Origin of the sequence: Cohnella sp. GCM10020058, assembly GCF_042683485.1 — a bacterium.
In the GTDB taxonomy this organism is placed as follows: domain Bacteria; phylum Bacillota; class Bacilli; order Paenibacillales; family Paenibacillaceae; genus Cohnella.
This window is the reverse complement of record NZ_JBHUJV010000009.1, coordinates 1,078,960-1,098,231: the sequence shown is the minus strand read 5'-3', so window position 1 is coordinate 1,098,231 and position 19,272 is coordinate 1,078,960. Positions and strand designations below refer to the sequence as shown.

Annotated in this window: 17 protein-coding genes, 1 pseudogene and 1 riboswitch; of the genes and pseudogenes, 5 read left to right on the top strand and 13 right to left on the bottom strand. The window is 57.5% G+C overall.

All coding sequences use genetic code 11. The features are described 5' to 3' along the window. Positions 1-107: 107 nt before the first annotated feature. Positions 108-314, bottom strand: a complete 207-nt coding sequence (locus ACFSR7_RS20020; RefSeq protein WP_282913265.1) for a hypothetical protein — start codon at positions 312-314, stop codon at positions 108-110. Between the two features lie 350 nt (positions 315-664). Between ACFSR7_RS20020 and ACFSR7_RS20015 the strand changes: the two genes are divergently transcribed. Further along, a complete protein-coding gene (locus ACFSR7_RS20015) occupies positions 665-1,186 on the top strand; it encodes a DinB family protein (RefSeq protein ID WP_378164581.1) in 522 nt (173 codons plus the stop codon). An 81-nt stretch (positions 1,187-1,267) separates the two neighbouring features. Here the strand turns inward: ACFSR7_RS20015 and ACFSR7_RS20010 are convergent, their stop codons facing one another. From ACFSR7_RS20010 to uvrB, 9 genes and pseudogenes are all read right to left on the bottom strand, one after another. Then, on the bottom strand, positions 1,268-1,522 hold the full coding sequence (locus ACFSR7_RS20010) for a hypothetical protein (RefSeq protein ID WP_378164579.1): 255 nt from the start codon (positions 1,520-1,522) through the stop codon (positions 1,268-1,270). 30 nt (positions 1,523-1,552) lie between these two features. Next, the gene (locus tag ACFSR7_RS20005; protein ID WP_378164577.1) at positions 1,553-3,853 is read right to left on the bottom strand and encodes a TMEM164-related integral membrane acyltransferase; all 2,301 of its coding nucleotides are present in this window, start codon (positions 3,851-3,853) and stop codon (positions 1,553-1,555) included. A gap of 103 nt (positions 3,854-3,956) precedes the next feature. Next, positions 3,957-4,667, bottom strand: coding sequence for a response regulator transcription factor (locus ACFSR7_RS20000; RefSeq protein ID WP_378164575.1), 711 nt, complete (start codon positions 4,665-4,667; stop codon positions 3,957-3,959). Next, positions 4,654-6,081, bottom strand: coding sequence for an ATP-binding protein (locus tag ACFSR7_RS19995; RefSeq protein ID WP_378164573.1), 1,428 nt, complete (start codon positions 6,079-6,081; stop codon positions 4,654-4,656). The genes ACFSR7_RS20000 and ACFSR7_RS19995 overlap by 14 nt, the downstream gene beginning before the upstream one ends. 32 nt (positions 6,082-6,113) lie before the next feature. Next, entirely contained in the window at positions 6,114-6,800 is a 687-nt protein-coding gene (gene rpiA, locus ACFSR7_RS19990) for a ribose-5-phosphate isomerase RpiA (protein ID WP_378164665.1), read from the bottom strand. A gap of 190 nt (positions 6,801-6,990) precedes the next feature. Beyond that, positions 6,991-9,855: an excinuclease ABC subunit UvrA gene (uvrA, locus tag ACFSR7_RS19985; protein ID WP_378164571.1), complete on the bottom strand. Its 2,865-nt coding sequence runs from the start codon at positions 9,853-9,855 to the stop codon at positions 6,991-6,993. Between the two features lie 461 nt (positions 9,856-10,316). After that, positions 10,317-11,048: a hypothetical protein gene (locus ACFSR7_RS19980; RefSeq protein ID WP_378164673.1), complete on the bottom strand. Its 732-nt coding sequence runs from the start codon at positions 11,046-11,048 to the stop codon at positions 10,317-10,319. A 36-nt stretch (positions 11,049-11,084) separates the two neighbouring features. Continuing rightward, positions 11,085-11,225, bottom strand: a pseudogene (locus ACFSR7_RS19975) (transposase); the annotation flags it as partial. A gap of 337 nt (positions 11,226-11,562) precedes the next feature. Continuing rightward, a complete protein-coding gene (gene uvrB, locus ACFSR7_RS19970; protein WP_378164569.1) occupies positions 11,563-13,551 on the bottom strand; it encodes an excinuclease ABC subunit UvrB in 1,989 nt (662 codons plus the stop codon). Between the two features lie 166 nt (positions 13,552-13,717). On the opposite strand from uvrB, the gene ACFSR7_RS19965 reads away from it, so the two are divergent. Next, positions 13,718-14,539 carry a flagellar motor protein gene (locus ACFSR7_RS19965; protein ID WP_378164663.1) on the top strand — a complete coding sequence of 274 codons (822 nt, stop codon included), beginning with the start codon at positions 13,718-13,720 and terminating at the stop codon, positions 14,537-14,539. Continuing rightward, positions 14,499-15,293: a flagellar motor protein MotB gene (locus ACFSR7_RS19960; protein WP_378164567.1), complete on the top strand. Its 795-nt coding sequence runs from the start codon at positions 14,499-14,501 to the stop codon at positions 15,291-15,293. Before ACFSR7_RS19965 ends, ACFSR7_RS19960 begins: the two co-directional genes overlap by 41 nt. A gap of 30 nt (positions 15,294-15,323) precedes the next feature. Here ACFSR7_RS19960 and ACFSR7_RS19955 read toward each other — a convergent pair whose 3' ends face one another. Continuing rightward, on the bottom strand, positions 15,324-15,920 hold the full coding sequence (locus ACFSR7_RS19955) for a YcxB family protein (RefSeq protein ID WP_378164565.1): 597 nt from the start codon (positions 15,918-15,920) through the stop codon (positions 15,324-15,326). Between the two features lie 174 nt (positions 15,921-16,094). Between ACFSR7_RS19955 and ACFSR7_RS19950 the strand changes: the two genes are divergently transcribed. Next, the gene (locus tag ACFSR7_RS19950) at positions 16,095-17,177 is read left to right on the top strand and encodes an SPFH domain-containing protein (RefSeq protein ID WP_378164563.1); all 1,083 of its coding nucleotides are present in this window, start codon (positions 16,095-16,097) and stop codon (positions 17,175-17,177) included. A 6-nt stretch (positions 17,178-17,183) separates the two neighbouring features. Further along, a complete protein-coding gene (locus ACFSR7_RS19945; RefSeq protein ID WP_378164561.1) occupies positions 17,184-18,305 on the top strand; it encodes a TFIIB-type zinc ribbon-containing protein in 1,122 nt (373 codons plus the stop codon). A 49-nt stretch (positions 18,306-18,354) separates the two neighbouring features. On the opposite strand, the gene ACFSR7_RS19940 is transcribed toward ACFSR7_RS19945, so the two are convergent. Continuing rightward, on the bottom strand, positions 18,355-18,672 hold the full coding sequence (locus tag ACFSR7_RS19940; RefSeq protein ID WP_378164559.1) for a DMT family transporter: 318 nt from the start codon (positions 18,670-18,672) through the stop codon (positions 18,355-18,357). Further along, entirely contained in the window at positions 18,672-19,025 is a 354-nt protein-coding gene (locus ACFSR7_RS19935; RefSeq protein ID WP_378164558.1) for a DMT family transporter, read from the bottom strand. The genes ACFSR7_RS19940 and ACFSR7_RS19935 overlap by 1 nt, the downstream gene beginning before the upstream one ends. A gap of 98 nt (positions 19,026-19,123) precedes the next feature. Continuing rightward, positions 19,124-19,233: riboswitch (guanidine-I (ykkC/yxkD leader) on the bottom strand. Between the last annotated feature and the right edge of the window lie 39 nt (positions 19,234-19,272).

Sequence of the window (19,272 nt, the reverse complement as noted above, 5' to 3'; positions counted from 1 at the left end):
GATATCGGAGATTGTGTCGAATAATGTCGAATATGCAAAAAAAGAGAACCGGGCTCGCACGCCGGCTCTCTTGTCTCAGTTATGGGTTGAATAGCAGCCGGTATTCGTTACCAGCCGCTGACCATCTTCACGTCCGCGATCAGGAAAATGATCAAGGAAACCGCCGTGAACCCGATGGCAAAAATGTTCTTGTTGGGACGCTGCCTCACCAGGCGAACGAGTCCGGCCACGATCAGAACCGTGATAATAACCATGAAAATGTCGAATACCGCGAACGTGCTTGCGGATTCAGCCGCATTTTCCGCGAGAAACATGGGTTGTCCTCCCTTATCTCATAACTTTCCCAGTATCCTCTATGTTAGCCATAAGGCACCCGTGTTGCAAGTCCGAATTTGCCACCGTAACAACTTTGTCACAATAAGCGGGAAAGCGCTACCTCTCAAGTCGCGCTTCATGCGAGACCTATTGGTTCAGACGTAGATGGATGAATCGGTCCCGAGCCGTCGAAACTACGCCGTGCAGCCTTTGAAATATAAAATGTCCAGCTCCGCCAACATTTATAACACGCATGCCGAAAGTCAACTCCGCCCCATGCATCGGGTTGACACCGCAGCCTGCCGGTACTACGCTCAATTCAACCCCATATCGAGGAGGCAATGCGTCCATGCGCGAACGACCGAATTCAAACGAATACACGCCCTACCAAGGCCAGTATGTCTCGCTTGTTCCCGAAGGCGATCTGATCGAAATTCTCGAGGCTCAAAAAGCGCGCACGCTCGCCCTCTTTTCCGGACTGACGGAGGAGCAAGCCGACTATCGATATGCGCCGGGCAAGTGGTCCCTGAAGCAGGTTTTCGGCCACATCAGCGACAACGAGCGCATCCAGAGCTATCGTCTGCTCCGCATCGCCCGAGGCGATCGGACGAATCTGCCGGGTTATGAGCAGGACGAGCTCGTGCCGAACGGGCCTTTCGAGCGCTGGACGCTGTCGCAGCTGGCCGAGGATTACCGGACGGTCCGTGAGTCGACGCTAACGCTGCTGCGCGGGCTGCGGACCGAGGACTGGACGCGGATCGGCAACGCGAACGACAATCCCGTCAGCGTAAGGGCATTGGCCTGCATCAATAGCGGCCATGAACTGCATCACCTGCGGATTATCGAGGAGCAGTACTTGAAGCTAAATTAAAATACTAGAGTTCGCAGCAACGCATGAGAAAAAATCGGGCGGCTCTCCATTGGAGAGAACGCCCGATTTTTATAGGCTCATCTAGAGGGTACGATCGACCTGTTGCCCTCTTGCCTCGCTGCCTCGCAGGCCCGCGTCCCGCTTGCGCAGCTCCCGCCGGAGCATACGAACCTCTTGCGTCAGCTGTTCGAGCTTGCGCGAGGTCCCGGAGGAATCGACCGCATGGCGGACGGTAAGCATGAATGCGAGCCAGCCCGCGGCAGAGGCGAGCATCGCGACGACAATGACAAGTAGCGCGCTGACTTCGATGACGGGGTCCCCCTTCGTCGGATCCATACCCCAGCATTATAAAACGAAATACCGCGCTTATCTACCATTTACAGCCTTTTCTGCACGCGGCGCCCATTTCCCATTCACCCAGGTAATCAGGAACGAGATCCCTCCCAAGCCGAGCAGCACGAGCACCTTGAGCAAGGTCTCCTCTCCTTGAAGGTCGAGAACCATCGCTTTGAGCGCCACGAGAACGAGGACCGCGGAGCCGAACCAACGGAACAGCGGCTCGCGGCGATATGCCCCCCACAGAAACAGCAGCAGCGCGTAGATGCCCCATGCGAGCGACAAAGCAAGCCGTAGCAGCGTCGTTTCCCCGCTTCCCCAGTCGTATGCCTCGAACAGTCCGGAGATTTGCACGGTCAGCAGGCCGCCGATGACAAGATGAGCCCCCAAGGCGAAGGCGTTCGACACCAGCTTACGGTCGGAACCGTCCAATCCGACTGCCTGCCGGCTCGTCGCGAAGTAGAAGCCTAGCGCAGCCAGCAGCATCCAGGATATGGCCCCCCAGTTCAGAAAGGGGACGTAGACGCTAAACCAGTCGCCGCGCGGCGTTTCCCAAGTCGTGGAGAACCAGTAGATGCCTACGATAAACCAAATCGACATAGACAGCATCTCCGGCAGCCAATGCTTCCGCTTCCGCAAGCGGCCCACCGCCGCGAGAACGACCGCCACGCCCGCCCAGAGGAAGACATTCAGCAACGGCTTCACTTCAAGACCGCTGCCAAGCTGATGGAGCGCGACGAGCACCAGCAAGGCGCCGCCCAGGCCATGGCTCAGCGCATAGGCGAGCGTGCGGCCCGATTGCCGTATCACGAAGGCGGCGGCAGCGAGGAACAGCAGGCCAATGAAGATCAGCGTATAGCCGCTGTCCAGCTCGCCATTCAAGATGATAAGCGTCCAGACGCCGAACAGGATGCCGTTTCCCAGACTCAAGTACATATTTAACCCGTCGAAGCATCGGCCCAGACGCAGGCTGGCGATCAGGCATCCGAGATGGTAGAAAAGGAACGCGGCCAGGGCGTAACGGATCGGCATGTTCTGCCAGCCGTCCAGCGACGGGTCGAACCAAAAGAAGTAGATCGCATAGAGCGCCCAGGTTCCGGCAAAAGCAACCGGTCTCAGCTCGCTCCAGCCCTTCGCGATGCTGATCGAGAAAAACGCCGTATTCAGCACGAGCAAGTATAGAAACAGCGCGAAAACTTGGTCGGTCTCGGGCAGCATCAGCATGGGCGACAGCAATCCGCCGGCCAGCGCGATATGCATGAGCAAGCGGGAGCCGAAACGCCAGGCGTAAGCCACGGCCAATGCGGTGACGGTAATCATGCCGAGCAGCACGGTCATGGGCGCCCATAACGCATAGGCGATGCCGGCGAACGCAACGGTCGCGTAAAGGACGCAAGCGCCGAGGCCAATTCCGATCTCACCCGCCATAGCCCCTCTCGGCCTAGTCGACATACGCGCTCCCGCCAAGGCAAAACCGATGCCAGCCAGCAGCCCGACGCCGATTTTCATCGGATCGGTAATCCAGCCGCGGTCGACCGTATAACGGAACAGCGTGATAAATGCGGTTAATACGAGCGCAACGCCGAGCAGGGATGTCCAGTGCTTGCGCAAATGGTCGATCATGACGGTGAATCCTCCTTGGGGGGATTGAATATGACTTGGGAAAAAGAGATCGGCCAGCTTGACGAGGCCGAGCAGCAGCAGGCAAAGCGCAAGAGCGACGGCCTCCAGCTCAAGCAGGTACCACGGCCACGGACCGAGCAGGTCAAGCAGCGATGCCGACGGAGGTTTGCGGGCGAGGAACATGAAGTTGGTCCCGGCCAGCATATCTGCGATTGCGGCGGGCACCGCAAGTACCTGAAGCCAGCCAAATGCGCGCAGGGCGGACCGCAGCGTCGGGCGGTATCCCTCTACGATCGTCATGTACAGATTGGAGACGACGATGAGGATATGGCCGAGGAAGAAGTGCGCGAAGCCCAGCGTCGGAAACGGAGCCGTCAGGTCGGGCGTCGCCAGCGCCTGCGCCGCGCCGAGGATGCCGAGGAAAAACGTCGCCTCGTACAGCCGCCGGCTGCCGGTAATCACCATAAGCGCGGTCAGCCAGATCATGAGGCTGCACAGCTCGAACGGCAGCGCATAGATATCCCAGTCCCGCGTGACCGCTCGGTCGGCCAGCATCGCCAGCTCGACGGCGGCCGACGCTGCAGCCAGTGCGATACGAGCCTGCTTCGACCCTCTCAGCCTTCGCCGCTGTGCGCACACGAAGGCGACGATCAGCGCCAGCAGTCCAAGTGCCGCCCAATGCGAAGCTCCGTACGGTTCAAACGCCATGTTCGATCCCCCTCTCTTCACCCTTATTTTAGAAAATCGGGGCAAAAAAAATAGTACCAACTTTACGTGGTACCATCATGGCGTATCCGTGAACCGTTTATTCTCAGGGATCGAGACTTTGTCCGGGCTCTTCTTTCGGCTTGAACAATCCCATCTCCCTGGCCTGCCTTGCCGCCTCTTTGGAGCCGGGGACGCGGAGCTTGCGGAGAATGTGATTGATATGGTTTTTGACCGTGCGGATGGAGATAAACTGCCTGTCTGCGATCTGCGACTGCGAATAGCCGCGGTCGACCATCTCGAGCAGTTGCAGCTCTGCAGGGGTGATCATATCCTGCAGCTTCTTGACCTCGAACTCCCGCTCCAATGCCTTCAGACGCCTGAATTCCTCCCGCATCCGCTCTGCTGCGGCAGGACTGATCGAGGCCTCGCGGCGGGCGGCTGCACGGATCGCAGCGGGCAGACCCTCAAAGTCCGTTTTCAGTTGATAGTCGATGGCGCCAGCCTGGAAGGAGCGCAGGATGAGGTCTTTCTCCTCCATTGAAGTCAGCATGATGACGCGTGCGCCGGAGCCGACAGCCACTTCTTCGGCCAACACGACGCCTTCCGGAATGCCATGCAGCATGATGTCCATAAGGACGACGTCCGGGAGCGCCGGATCCTCCGGCTCCTCCTTCCGCCCCAGTATGCCGCGAACTTGGTCCGGGTCGCCGCTCGCTAGCGTCACCTGAAGATCCGGCTCCTCGTTCAGGTACGAGACGAGCCCTCTGCGCCAATCCTCGTCGTCTTCCACGATCCATATGTTAATGGCCTGCATCGAGCCCCGCCTCCTTTGCGTTAGGCGCCGCCGATGGCGTCGCATGATCCGGCTGCGCCTGCACGCTTCGAATCGGCAATGTCATGTAAACGCTCGTGCCCTGCCCGCTCTTGCTCCGGATGGCGAGCGAGCCTCCATGCTTTCGCATGACTTGGTAGGCGTAAGGAAGCCCCAGACCGAAGTTGGTCCCGCCGCCCTTCGTCGTATAGAATGGCTCCAACGCATGCGCGCGTTGGCTCCGGCTCATGCCGGGTCCGGCGTCCGCAACTTCGAGGACAAGCTCGCGTCGTCCCTCCGACAGCTTTACGGTGAGCGTCCCGCCGCTTTCCTTCATCGCCTCCGCCCCATTGGCGACGATATTGTTCAACGCCTCGCCAAGCTGCGCTGCATCGATATTCGCCAGCCATTCTCGCGCAGGCAGCACGAGGCGCGTCCGAATCCCCGCAAACTGCGGTTCAAGCGCGGCAAGCGTATCGCGGACGAGCGCGCCTAGACGGACATTCGTCCGCCGCAGCGCCAGATCGCCGGTGCGTTGGTGGACGCGGGCGATCATCTCCTGCATATGCAGCGACGCGGACAGCATCGTCTCGATATCGCGCAGCAGCTCGGGCTGCCCGGTCTTCTCCGCATATCGCTTGGTCTTTTCCCCAAACAGTCGCAGCTTTCCCGCGTCGTTTTTAATGGCGTGATTCAAAATGGCCGTACCGGCGTTGACGGCTCTCCAAGTCGTATCCAATCGCCTACGATCGACCAGCAGCCGGATGCCCATGAATCCGTAACTAAACAGGCCGATTAGAAAAACAGCGACAGCGAGCGACGCTATCCAAGCATTGTATACCCACATCCGCAACATGCCGAGGCTGGGCAGCACGTAGCTCATCGTCAGTAGAAACAGCATGGGCGGCACTACAGCGAGGCAAACGATCCAGTAGGTCGGGGAAAGCGGCGAGCGGCGGGGCCGCAGCAGCAAAATATGCGCCGCACCGTACAGCATGTACGGTGCCGCCCACCAGACGACGATGCCAAAGGATATCGGATAGCGCTCGGTATACCACGGCGTCAACAGCAGACAGAGCGCGATCGGCACAAGTAACGCGACCGGCAGCGCGCGCCGAAACGCGGGATGCATCCGCACGGGACGGAACGCCAGCGCGAACAACAGAAATGCGTAGGGCACGCCATAGTAGGAAGCGACGGAGGCTGTCGCCTGCACATGGTAGAGCGGCTGCTCCCAACGGTCGCGGACAGCGCCGTCCGCCAGCGCCGGTATAATATTCAGGTCGAGTACGGCAGCCAGCGCACCGGTGCCCGCAAAGAAGGACACCGCGGCCAGTCGCCGGGAAGCAGGGGAGCCTGAGCCCGCGGCCAGCAAAAAAAGAGCCACCGCCCACAGCACCGGCCATACGAAAAGCACTCGACGTCCTCCTTTCCATTCCGTCCCTGTTATTATAGGCTGGCGCGCTCTCGCACGCTTACTTTTCCATCCTCACGACCGATGACGATGCGCTCAGCCATGCCGACGAACAGGCCATTCTCCACGACGCCAGGAATGAGATTCAGCGTCATCTCCAGCGCCGCGGCGTCCTCAATCACACCAAAGCGGCAGTCCGCGATGAAATTGCCGTTGTCCGTCACGTACGGCTCGTCCCCTTGGGTCAGGCGAAGAGCCGGATGTCCGCCCAGCGCCTCTAAGCGTCCCATTGTCAGCTTGAAGCCGAACGGCACAATCTCGACAGGCAGCGGAAATTGTCCAAGCGTTGCGACCTCCTTGGAAGCGTCAGCGACAATAACGAGCCGCTTGCTGTTCGAGGCGATGATCTTCTCCCGAAGGAGCGCACCGCCGCCCCCTTTAATCAGGTCCAGGGCCTCGTCCGCTTCATCCGCGCCGTCAATCGTCAGATCGATGCCGCTAGGCAGGATATCGTCCAGCGGAACCAAAGGAATCCTTAGCGAGCGCGCCAACTCCTCGGATCGAACCGACGTCGGCACCGCGGTAATTTTCAGACCAGCCTTCACCCTGTTGCCGATCTCCATGATGGCCCAGTATGCGGTAGAGCCCGTTCCAAGCCCTACAAGCATACCGTCCTCAACAAGCTTGACCGCCTCTTCGCCCGCCCGGCGTTTCGGATCTATATTCATGCGCCTCACCTTTCCCGCATTCATTTTACTTATTGCTTCGGATATACGCATTATAGCAATTAACCTTGAACTTTTCTCAAAAAAAGAGCAGCGGCGCAACGAGTGTCTCGTAAGACACCGTAGCAACCGCTGCTCTCTGGCAACATAATTTTTGTCCTTCTCTTCCCGTTCGCAAGCTCTAAGGTTAAACTTCGACCGTAGCCATCGCCGCTTCGGTACGTGCCCGGTCTCGCTCCAACACGGGACCGAGGTACTTACCTGTGTAGGACTTCGCGTTAGCCGATAGCTGCTCCGGCGTGCCCACGCCGACGATCGTGCCGCCGCCGCTGCCGCCTTCGGGACCGAGGTCGACCAGGTAGTCCGCCGTCTTGATGACGTCCAGGTTGTGTTCGATGACAAGCACGCTCTCGCCTGAGTCGACCAATCGCTGCAGTACCTGCAGCAGCCTGTCGATATCGTGGGCGTGAAGACCCGTCGTCGGCTCGTCGAGAATATACAGGGTCTTGCCTGTGCTGCGGCGATGAAGCTCGGCAGCGAGCTTGACGCGCTGCGCTTCGCCGCCGGACATCGTCGTCGATGGCTGGCCGATCGTCATGTAGCCGAGGCCGACGTCGAGCAGCGTCTGAAGCTTGCGATGGATTCGAGGGATGTTCTGAAAGAACTCTGTTGCATACTCGATCGTCATCTCCAGCACTTCCGCGATGTTCTTGCCCTTGTACTTGACCTCGAGCGTCTCGCGGTTGTAGCGCTTGCCCTTGCACACTTCGCACGGTACGTATACGTCAGGCAGGAAGTGCATCTCGATCTTGATAATGCCGTCGCCTTTGCACGCCTCGCAGCGGCCTCCCTTGACGTTGAAGCTGAAGCGTCCCTTTTTATAGCCCCGTACTTTCGCCTCGTTCGTGATCGCGAACACGTCGCGGATATCGTCGAACACGCCGGTATACGTCGCCGGATTCGAACGAGGCGTACGTCCGATCGGCGATTGGTCGATGTCGATGACCTTCTCCAGGTGTTCCAGACCCAGGAACTCCTTGTACTGGCCGGGGCGCACCTTCGCCTTGTTGAGATCGCGGGCCAGCGTCTTGTACAGGATCTCGTTGACCAGCGTCGACTTGCCTGAGCCCGACACACCAGTTACAGCCGTGAAAACGCCAAGCGGAAACTTCGCGCTAAGATTCTTCAGGTTGTTTTCCGTCGCGCCCTTCACTTCGATCCAGCGGCCGTCGGGCTTGCGTCTTTTGAGCGGTACAGGGATGAACTGGCGGCCGCTCAGATAAGCCCCCGTCAGGGAATTATCGTCGCGCATGACCTCCTCAGGCGTGCCTTGTGCGACCACCGTCCCGCCGTGTATGCCGGCGCCAGGACCGATATCGATCAGATAGTCGGCAGCCATCATGGTGTCCTCGTCGTGCTCGACGACAATGAGCGTATTGCCGAGATCCCGCATATGCTCCAGCGTCTTGATCAGACGATCGTTGTCCCGCTGATGCAAGCCGATACTCGGCTCGTCCAGGATATATAAGACGCCCATCAGGCTCGAGCCGATCTGCGTTGCCAGCCGAATGCGCTGCGCCTCACCGCCCGACAACGTACCTGCCGCGCGGGAGAGCGTTAGATAATCCAGCCCGACGTTGATCAAGAAGCCCAGACGGCTGCTGATCTCCTTCAAGATCAGGTTAGAGATCTGCGTGTCCTTGGCGTTCAGCTCCAGCGCGTCAAAGAAGTTCATCGCGTCGCCAATCGATAGCGCCGTGACATGAGCCACGTTCTGGCTGCCGACCGTGACGGCTAGCGCTTCCTTCTTCAGCCGCTTTCCTTTGCAGCCTTCGCAAGGCTTGGCACCCATGTATTCCTCGATAAATTCGCGTATGCCGTCCGATGCCGTTTCCCGGTAGCGGCGCTCCAGGTTCGGAACGACGCCCTCGAACTGAACCATCGCGTCCCGCGTATAGCCGAACTCGTTCTGATATTTAAACCGAATCTTCTCCGGACCGGTGCCGTACATCAGCAGCTTCATCTGCTTGTCCGTAAGCTCGGACACCGGCACCTTTGTCGGGATCTTATAGTGGCTGCACACCGCGGCGAGGAACTGCGGATAATAGGTCGAAGTGCTGCCTGCCCAAGCGGAAAAAGCTCCCTGCTCGATGCTCTTGCTCTTGTCGTGCAGCAGCAGGTCGGGATCGACGACCATCTTCACGCCAAGCCCGTCGCAATCCGGACAGGCGCCGAACGGCGAGTTAAAAGAGAAAAGCCGCGGCTCCAGCTCCCCCATCGAAAACCCGCATACAGGACAAGCCAGATGAGAGTTGAACATCAGCTCTTCCTTGTCGATAATGTCCACGAGAATCTGACCGCCGGACAGCTTAAGCCCCGTCTCGAGCGAGTCTGCCAGACGCGTCGCAACGTCTTCCTTGACGACGATCCGGTCGATGACGACCTCAATCGAGTGCTTCTTGTTTTTCTCCAGCTCGATCGGTTCCGACAGATCCATGATCTCTCCGTTCACCCGAACGCGAACAAAGCCTTGCTTCTGGATGTCAGCCAGCAACTTCGTATGCTCGCCCTTGCGTCCGGAAACGACAGGTGCCAGAATTTGCAAGCGGGTACGCTCCGGATACTCCATTATCCGGTCGACCATCTGCTCCACGGTCTGCGACGTAATCTCGATCCCGTGCTCCGGACAGTGGGGCTTCCCGATACGCGCGTACAGAAGACGCAGATAGTCGTAAATCTCCGTCACGGTGCCGACGGTCGACCGCGGATTGCGGCTGGTCGTCTTCTGGTCGATCGAGATGGCCGGGGACAGCCCCTCGATCGAATCAACGTCCGGCTTGTCCATCTGCCCGAGGAACTGGCGGGCGTAAGCGGAGAGCGACTCCACATACCTGCGCTGCCCCTCGGCATATATCGTATCGAACGCGAGCGAGGACTTGCCCGAACCGCTAAGACCGGTCAGCACGACGAACTTGTCGCGCGGGATGGTCACGTCGATATTTTTCAAATTGTGGGCGCGAGCGCCCTTAATGACAATCTGATCGCTTCCCAAAAGTACAGCCTCCTGTCGTTAACGGCCTGGGCTCGCTCTCCGCGCCGCCTCCGTCCACGTCACATAAGAATATGTGTTCTCATCTCATTATACTTGCCGATGAACTGGTGCGCAAATGGAAATCCCACCAAAACGCGGCGTTCTTTGGAGAGCTCTGCTCATTTGGTCCTTACACAGATTCGGCCGTTCCCGACCCATCCTACCTGCTCTCCGCACCGTTTCAACGTTATCCCCTTCAATCAGGTGGGCCACCGCTTTAAATAAAAAAATCCGCAACCTAACAGCCTTCGCGCCTATGTATTAAATAATTTAGCCCTGTCTCGTCCTTTAAAAGAATATCCCCTTCGATCAGGCTAATGGCGGAATTTTACAAAAAATTAACAACGCAATTATTAACCATTCTTCCTTAGCCCGTTTCTCAAAAAAAGAGTTCCAAAGAAATTCTGCAAAACAAACAATCGTTAGGAAACCTGAAATGCATTCTTCTGCTGTCTGTGGTTAGCCATTCCCGTCCATCTTACTGAACGTACAGCTTTCTTTTTGTTGACCAGATCATGAAGCGTCACAGTCGGAGTAATGCCGCATAGAGATACAAGCTTTTCAAAAGAATCCGGACGTGCGTTAATTCGAAAACAATATTCGTCAAGGTAAGCCTGCAGATGCTTAGGACCAATTCCGCCGAACGTTCTGGCAAGCCAGCCGATAGCTCCCCGCCAAATTAATCCGAGCTCCGTCACTCCCTCGCTATCGCTTTGCTTGACAATCTCAATGCTTTGAACCTCGGATTTTGCATCTGTCACATGGCGCCACAGGAATGTGCCATAGGAATCAACGCCAAATAAACGCTGACTAAACTCATTTGGCGAAACTCGTTTAATTTTAACTTCGGCTACCTCGCCGGATTCCGGATCTATTGAGGCCCCTACGACTGCAGGCTGATCCCGCTGATCGGGCGGATCAAAAACGCCGCTCATGACTGGGCGCGCGTAAAAATCGCCGTATAATTGCAGGTCGCCTTTTAGAGGTCTAGATTCGTCGCATACTTGGATGGCATGCCGAAGCTTATGGTTGATCAGCCAAGCTGTCTTGTAGGTCACTTGAATAACCTCTGCCAGCAGCGTGGCGGAGATCCCCGTTTGCATCAAGTATAAGGCGCTGAACCACTTTACGAGCGGTGTGCGCGTCCCCTCCATTATGGTTCCCGCAGTCAGAGAGGTTTGGTGATGACAGGCTCGGCATTCATAGAGACTTTTGCGTCGGGAAGCGATTCGGTAACATGCAGCCCCGTCGCAGCGAGGACAGCGGTACCCGTTCGGCCACTTGGACTTGAACAAAGCTAGCTCGCAGGCTTCCTCCTGAAAAACTGGCATCTTCTTATGAAGCGAATGCAAGCAGATCAGCCTCCTCATTCAATTACAGGAACATTTGTTCCTATTTTATCACATTATCTCACCGATCTAAAGCGCCATTTTGTATCCTTATCGATGGGGATATTTGGATTAATAATTGATAATCAGCTCTAGTTCCTGACTGAAGGGGATACCGTTAAAACGTATGCTAACCAGCTCCTCTCCTGACTGAAGGGGATATCGTTGAAACGGATAAACGGAGCATTGCTGCTCCCTTAACCCAGCACTATTGCCCCAGATATTTATAACAAAAAACCTTGCCAGGAGTAGCTATCCCGGCAAGGCGTGCGCAGCATTTCTATAGGCTTGCCTTCAGTTCAAGCAATGCGTCGCGAAGCTCGGCGGCTCGTTCGAACTGGAGGTTCTTGGCGGCGTCCTTCATCTCGGCCTCGAGACGGTTGATGACGGACTGACGGTCTTTCTTGGACAGCTTGTCGACGTCCTCGAGACCCGTAAGATAAGAACTCTTCTGCTCGGCGACCTTTGTCGCCTCGATGACGTCGCGCACCTTCTTGCGGATGGTCTGTGGCGTGATGCCATGCTTCTCGTTGTACGCGGTCTGAATCGCGCGGCGGCGTTCGGTCTCGCCAATCGCCTTCGCCATGGAGTCGGTGATCTTGACGCCATACATGATGACGCGGCCCTCGGCATTCCGCGCCGCCCGGCCGATTGTCTGGATGAGCGAACGCTCGGCGCGCAGGAAGCCTTCCTTGTCGGCGTCCAAAATGGCGACCAAGGTTACCTCAGGTAAGTCGAGGCCTTCCCGAAGCAGGTTAATGCCGACCAAGACGTCGAACGTACCAATCCGCAGGTCGCGCAAAATCGCCATCCGTTCCAGCGTCTTAATGTCCGAATGCAGGTAGCGAACCTTGATGCCGACTTCCTTCATGTAGTCGGTGAGATCCTCCGACATCTTTTTGGTGAGGGTCGTCACGAGCACGCGCTCGTCGCGCTCGATGCGGGCGCGAATCTCGCCGAGCAGGTCGTCGATCTGCCCCTTTGTCGGACGCACCTCGATGATCGGATCGACGAGCCCCGTCGGACGGATGATCTGCTGCACCATGATCGGGCAGTTCTCGAGCTCGTAAGGGCCCGGTGTTGCCGATACATAGACGAGCTGCTTGGCTTTGCCCTCGAACTCCTCGAAGCGCAGCGGGCGGTTGTCCTTCGCGGAAGGCAGACGGAAGCCATGGTCGACGAGCACAGTTTTGCGCGCTTGGTCCCCATTGTACATCGCCCGCACTTGCGGGAGCGTGACGTGGGACTCGTCGATGACGATGAGGTAGTCGTCCGGGAAGAAGTCCATGAGCGTATATGGCGTGGCGCCGCGCTCGCGGAACGTCAGCGGACCGGAGTAGTTCTCGATGCCGGAGCAGAAGCCCATCTCAGCCATCATCTCGAGATCGTAGCGCGTTCGCTGCTCCAACCGCTGCGCTTCGAGCAGCTTGCCTTGCTCGCGCAGCTCGGCGAGGCGATCCTCCAGTTCGCGCTCGATGTGGACCAGCGCGACCTTCATCTTCTCCTCGGCGGTCACGAAGTGAGATGCCGGAAAGATCGCGACATGATCGCGAGAGCCGATGATCTCGCCCGTTAGGACGTCGATCTCGGTAATCCGCTCGATCTCGTCGCCGAACATCTCCACCCGAATCGCGCGGTCGCCGACCGATACCGGGAAGATCTCGACGACGTCGCCGCGCACGCGGAACGTCCCCCGCGTAAAGTTCATATCGTTGCGCTGGTATTGGATGTCGACCAGCTTGTGAAGGATCGCGTTGCGCGATTTCTCCATGCCCACGCGCAGGCTCAGTCGAAGGTCACGGTACTCTTCCGGAGAACCGAGACCGTAAATGCAGGAAACGCTGGCGACGATGATGACGTCCTTGCGTTCGAATAACGCAGAGGTCGCGGAGTGACGAAGCTTGTCGATCTCGTCGTTAATGCTGGAGTCCTTCTCGATATAAGTATCCGAGGACGGGATATACGCCTCCGGCTGATAGTAATCGTAATAGCTGACGAAGTACTCGACGGCGTTTTCCGGGAAAAATTCCTTGAACTCGCTGCACAACTGTGCCGCCAGCGTCTTGTTGTGCGCGATAACGAGCGTGGGCTTGTTCACCTTGGCGATCGTCTGGGCGATCGTGAACGTCTTGCCCGTACCGGTCGCGCCCAGAAGCGTCTGATGCCGCTTGCCCTCATGAATGCCGGCGACCAACTCCCGGATCGCTCCCGGCTGGTCTCCTTGCGGCTCGTATTCCGAAATCAGCTTGAATCCGGAAGGCACTGCCATATCTAAGCCCACCTCCGTGTCTTGTAGACCAAAGTCCTATATCGTACCCTGCTTCATCTAACCGATAAACAGGATATCCCTTCCAGCAAGTCCGAATATGTGTTCTCATTCATTATATCGGCTTCCCGGAAACCAGTCAAAGGAGTGAAGCTGCATGAAGCAGCGCATGGACCAGACCACGTCGTGGGGTATTTTGGCGGCCCTTGCCGCGTTAATAGGCGGATTTTTATGGGAAGGCGGTCATTGGGAAGGGCTCGTGGAGAAAACGGCGCTACTGATCGTATTCGGAGGGACGTTCGCGGCCGTGGCGATCAGCTTCCCGGCATCCCGGCTGCGCCAGATCCCGGAATCGTTGAAGACCGCCTTTCGGCCTGGCACTTTGGAGGCTACCGCCCGGATCGACGAGCTTGTCGATCTGGCCACGGTCGCCCGACGCGAAGGTGTACTCTCCCTCGAAGACAAGCTTGTAGACCACCCGGACCCTTTTATCCAAAGCGGTCTTCAAATCGTCGTCGACGGCACCGATCCCGAGCTCAGCAGGCAAATCCTCGAATTCGAAATTGACGCCATCGAACAGCGGATGGAAAATCAAGCGAAAATCTTCGAGTCTGCCGGCGGGTATGCGCCGACGATGGGCATTATCGGCACCGTCATGGGCTTGATACACGTGCTAAGCAATCTTGCGGATCCCGGCTCGCTTGGGCCTGCGATCGCAGTTGCGTTTACTGCCACGCTGTACGGGGTCGCCTCCGCGAACATCCTTTACTTGCCAATCGCGTCCAAAATACGCATCCGCGCGGCCGAGACCGTACAGTTTACGGAAATGATGCTGGAAGGCATCCTTGCGATCCAAGCCGGAGAAAATCCCGCGCTGATCCGCAAGAAGCTGACCGCCTTCATGCACACGGAGAAGCTGACGTTCGTCCTGAAAAAGGAGGAGAGCGAAGATGGCGCGGAGACGCAGCCGGCGCAGCCGAAGCGCGCATGAGAACCAAGAGCGCTGGCTGATTACATACGCGGATTTAATTACCCTTCTACTGATTTTCTTTATTATTATGTACGCGATGAGCCAGATCGATATCAAAAAATACGACACGCTGGCCAAGTCGCTCCAATTGGAATTCTCTAGGGCTGACAGCATCATCGAGATGGGCAGCGGGCTCGAGGGCGGCACCGACGTCGCTAAATATGCGAGCCCGCCGCCTACCGCCAATCCCCCTCCCGGCGCCAGCGCCTCGGCCGACTTGGATGCGGAGATTGCCAGACGCCGCGAGCAAGCGCTCCAGGATTTGCTCAAGGTCATCGAGTCGTATGTCAAAGAAAACAAATTGCAGCAAGACGTGTTCGTAGGCGACACGCCTCAGGGGATCGCTATTCGACTGTCGGACAGATTCCTGTTCGACCTCGGCAAGGCGGATCTTAAACCGGACGCCAGACCGGCGCTGGACAAGCTGTCCAGTTTGTTTACGAAGCTGGACACGACCATCTCGATTCAGGGTCACACCGACAACCTGCCGATACAGCCGGGATCTGCATTCCAGGACAACTGGGGCTTGTCTTCCGGCCGTGCATTGTCCGTGCTCCGTTATTTCGTCGATACGCGCAAGCTGCCGGAAAAAATATTTGAAATCGCGGGTTACGCGGACACGCGCCCCGTTGCGGCGAACGACACGGAAGCCAATCGCCAGAAAAACCGCCGTGTGGAAATTCTGGTCGTGCGGCAGGCAGAATCCGCCGCGTGAAGGCGCAGCCTTCCAAGCCTCGGCCGTCGTTTATGACGTCCCGCTCCATGCAAGCACGACGGCGACGACCGCGGCGGCCGCGATGCTTGCATACAGCAGTATCCGGTTTCTCGCCGCGCGCCGTACAGCTTGAGGATTGGCCGTTTGCCGAATCCAAAGCTTGAGCTGCGCCAATTCGCGAGGGTTAGACAAGCTTCGCACGGGAATGAGGCTGACGCCCTTCTGGCCGACGTATAAAACGATCATCCGACGCGTGATCGCGAATCGCCTTACGTCCGGCCAGTCGACCCGTCCCTTCGCAGTAGGCGTGAGGAAGCTAAAGCCCCGCTCGTCGAATGCATACGCCCGTTTTTCAACTGAAAAGCGCCTCTTCACGGCCTGGACCGCTCGCAGATAGCTCGATCCGGGAATGAACAATCCGAACGCCAGCAGCAGCCATTGGACGAAGTGGAAGTGATCCGCCGCCCCGCTACCCTCCTTTAGCACCGCAAGCAGCATATACAGCAAATTAGAGCCGCAGACTAGCATAAAGAAAACAAAGCCCGGGGTCGCATAGAAATGTCTCATGTTCAACGCGACGATCTCTTTTTCCGTCGTATCGAATTCAGCCTTCACGATCGTTGCCATGGTAACCCCCTGTGGCGCCTTGCGCCTTGCGCACTGCGTCTCTTGTTGCTCTTCATTATAAGTCATTATCCGCTGCCGGCGACGCCGCATATTTTGCGTTTTAACAACATTTTATCGAACATACGCGGGTTAAAGCTTATAATGAATGCAAACAAGATCGAACGGAGGCTGAATATGGGATTGTTTGACTTCATCAAGGGCCAGTTCATCGAAGTTATCGAATGGCTGGACGACACCGGCTCGATGGTATACCGCTTTCCTGTCTACGACAATGCGATTAAGATGGGTGCGAAGCTCGTCGTGCGCGAGTCCCAAGCTGCTATATTCGTCAACGAAGGCCAGATCGCCGACGTCTTTGGTCCGGGCACATACACGCTCAGCACGCAGAATATGCCGGTTCTTACGGCACTTAAATCTTGGAAATACGGCTTCAACTCTCCTTTTAAAGCCGATGTTTTCTTCGTGAGCACGCGCAACTTCACCCAATTGAAGTGGGGCACAACGAACCCGGTTATCATGCGCGACGCGGAATTCGGGATGGTACGCATGCGGGGCTTCGGCAACTATGCACTGAAGGTGAACGATCCTGCCGTTTTCCTGAAGGAGATCTTCGGTACACAGCAGGACTTTTCGGCGGAAAATGTGGCCGGTTACCTTAAATCGGTTATCGTCTCCGGCGTGAGCGACCTGCTGGGCGAGTCGAAAATTCCGGTCATCGATCTGGCGGCTTCGTACGATGAACTTAGCCGTGCCGCGACCGACAAGCTTCAGGCGCACTTTATGTCCATGGGCCTTTGGCTGACGGCGCTCACGATCGAGAACATCTCGCTGCCCGAGGAAGTCGAGAAGACGATCGACCGCAGGTCGTCCATGAACATCGCAGGCAACCTTGATCAGTATATGAAGTATCAGACGGCCGAAGCGCTGCGCGAGGCGGCGAACAACCCGGCGGACGGCTCGGCGGGTACGGGTATCGGTCTGGGCGCAGGCATGGCGATGGGGCAGGCGATGAGCCAAACGATGCGCCAAAACGAACAGCAGAATTCGGCGAATGCCGGAGGAAGCCAGAGCGCAGGTTCGGGAGCAGGCGCTGCCGCCGCTGGCAGTGGTGCAGCCGCAAGCGAGCGAGCCGCGCAAGTCGGCGGGGTCGCCCCGGATGGCGGCAGCGCGGCGCCGTCGAAAAAGTTCTGCTCCGAGTGCGGGCAGCCGCTCGCGCCGAACGCGAAGTTTTGCTCCAACTGCGGAACGAAGGTGTAAGACTGGATGGCGAAAGACGCAAACGCTGCGAATGAAGCTATTCAATTTCCGTGTGCGAGCTGCGGCGGCGCGATGCTGTTCGACGCGGACAGCCAGCAGCTGAAGTGCCAGTATTGCGGTCGGCTGCAGGCGATCGACTCGGATACCTCGCTCCCGCAGGAGCATGCGCTGGACGACGGTATGCTAGAAGAGTCGGACACGGATTGGGGCGTGGCGCAGCAGACGATCAAATGCGAGTCCTGCGGCGGCGAGAGTTTGATACCGGCCTTGCAGACGGCTACGTTATGTCCGTTCTGCGGCTCGCCGAAGGTACTGCCCCAGCCCGATACGGCAACGATAAAGCCCGAATCGCTTATTCCGTTTAAAGTCGACAGCGCTGACGCGAAAAATGCCTTCCGGGCATGGAAAAAGAAACGCTGGTTTCTTCCCGGCGCCTTCAAGCGGGAAAACACGAGCGCGCGACTAGCCGGCATCTATATTCCTTATTGGACGTACGATGCGGACACCTCTTCCGCGTACACCGCCGAGCGCGGCGACTATCACTATCGGACCGTAACGAAGACCCGCGTCGTTAACGGCAAAACCGAGACCTATACCGAGCAGGAACGCTATACGGTCTGGCATTGGGTGAGCGGCGATTACGACCGCTTCTTCAACGACGTATTGATCCCCGCCTCCGGTCAATACGACGCCAAGCTGCTGGATCGCCTGGGCAACTTCGAGCTGGGCGGACTGCTCGGCTACAAGCCCGAATATTTGAGCGGCTACATCGCCGAGCGCTATTCCGTCAACCGAACGCGAGGCTGGGAGGAAGCACAGGAGCGAATCGACGGCGCGCTGCGCGGCGACATCCGCTCTAAGATTGGCGGCGACGAGGTTCGCTCGATGAACATCGATACCGATTATTACAACCGCACGTTCAAGCATCTTTTGCTGCCCGTCTGGAACGCCAGCTACAACTACAAATCCAAGCCCTACCGCTTCATGGTCAACGGCCAGACCGGTCTCGTCTCCGGCACTGCGCCGCGCAGCGCCTGGAAGATTACGTTTTTTGTGCTGGCTTGTCTGGCAGTCGTCGGCGCACTCGTGCTGTGGTATGCGAGCAGCCAACAACCGCCGCCTCAGTAGTAAAAGAAGTCAGAAAAAGCAATCGCCCTGCTCAGGAGCAGGGCGATCTTTATTCTCCGATTAACTTCAAGCCTACCGCGGCGGCGATAACAAGCGCGAGGAAAAAGAGTCTTGATGCCTGGCGCGATTCGCCGTAAAAAATCATACCCAGCACGGTCGCGCCAACCGAGCCGATGCCCGTCCATACCGCATAAGCCGTCCCCATCGAGATGTCTTGCATCGCAGCGGTCAGCAGGCTGAAGCTGAACAAGAAACTCACGCATATGATGATCAACCCCCACGCGTCCCTGCGGCTGCTCCAGCGGTTCAACCCCACTGTCCCTACTACTTCGAACAGGCCTGCGCAAACCAGATAAATCCATGCCATCAGTGAGTCCCGCCTTTCTCAGTGCCCGAGCTTAGCTTGGGACCGGAGGTCGCTTTTAAGCCAACGATGCCTATGATCATGAGAGCGACAAGCGCTAACTTAGCCGCATTTAGTTCGCCTTCGTAAAATACAGCTTCTCCGATTACCGTCCCTGCCGCACCGATGCCCGTGAACGCGGCATAGGCTGTTCCAATCGGCAACACGCGCGTCACTTCCATCAGGCTCCAAAAAGAAAAAGCTAATGCGACGGCCGTCAGCAGCCATTCCCACCAAGTCGAAGCATGCTTCAACCCCGATACCCAACCTACTTCCGTCACGCCGGCTGCGATGAGCAGTGTCCAATATTTTGTCATCGGCAATTCTCCTCTCCTTGCGTAAAAGATGCAAAAAAGCCCGAAAGCATCGGCATGCATGGTAACGGAGCGAGTGTGCTCATTACCTTGCATTCTGATACTCCCGGGCTTTTGTCCCTCCGTGACGCCTGCCGCAATCGGCAGCGCGCGCCCTCCCTTGGACCAGACAGCCGGCCGAAGCCGCCTCGGAACCCTAGAGGACGAATCCAATACATATTAACGAACAGTAGAAGAACTGTCAATGCGG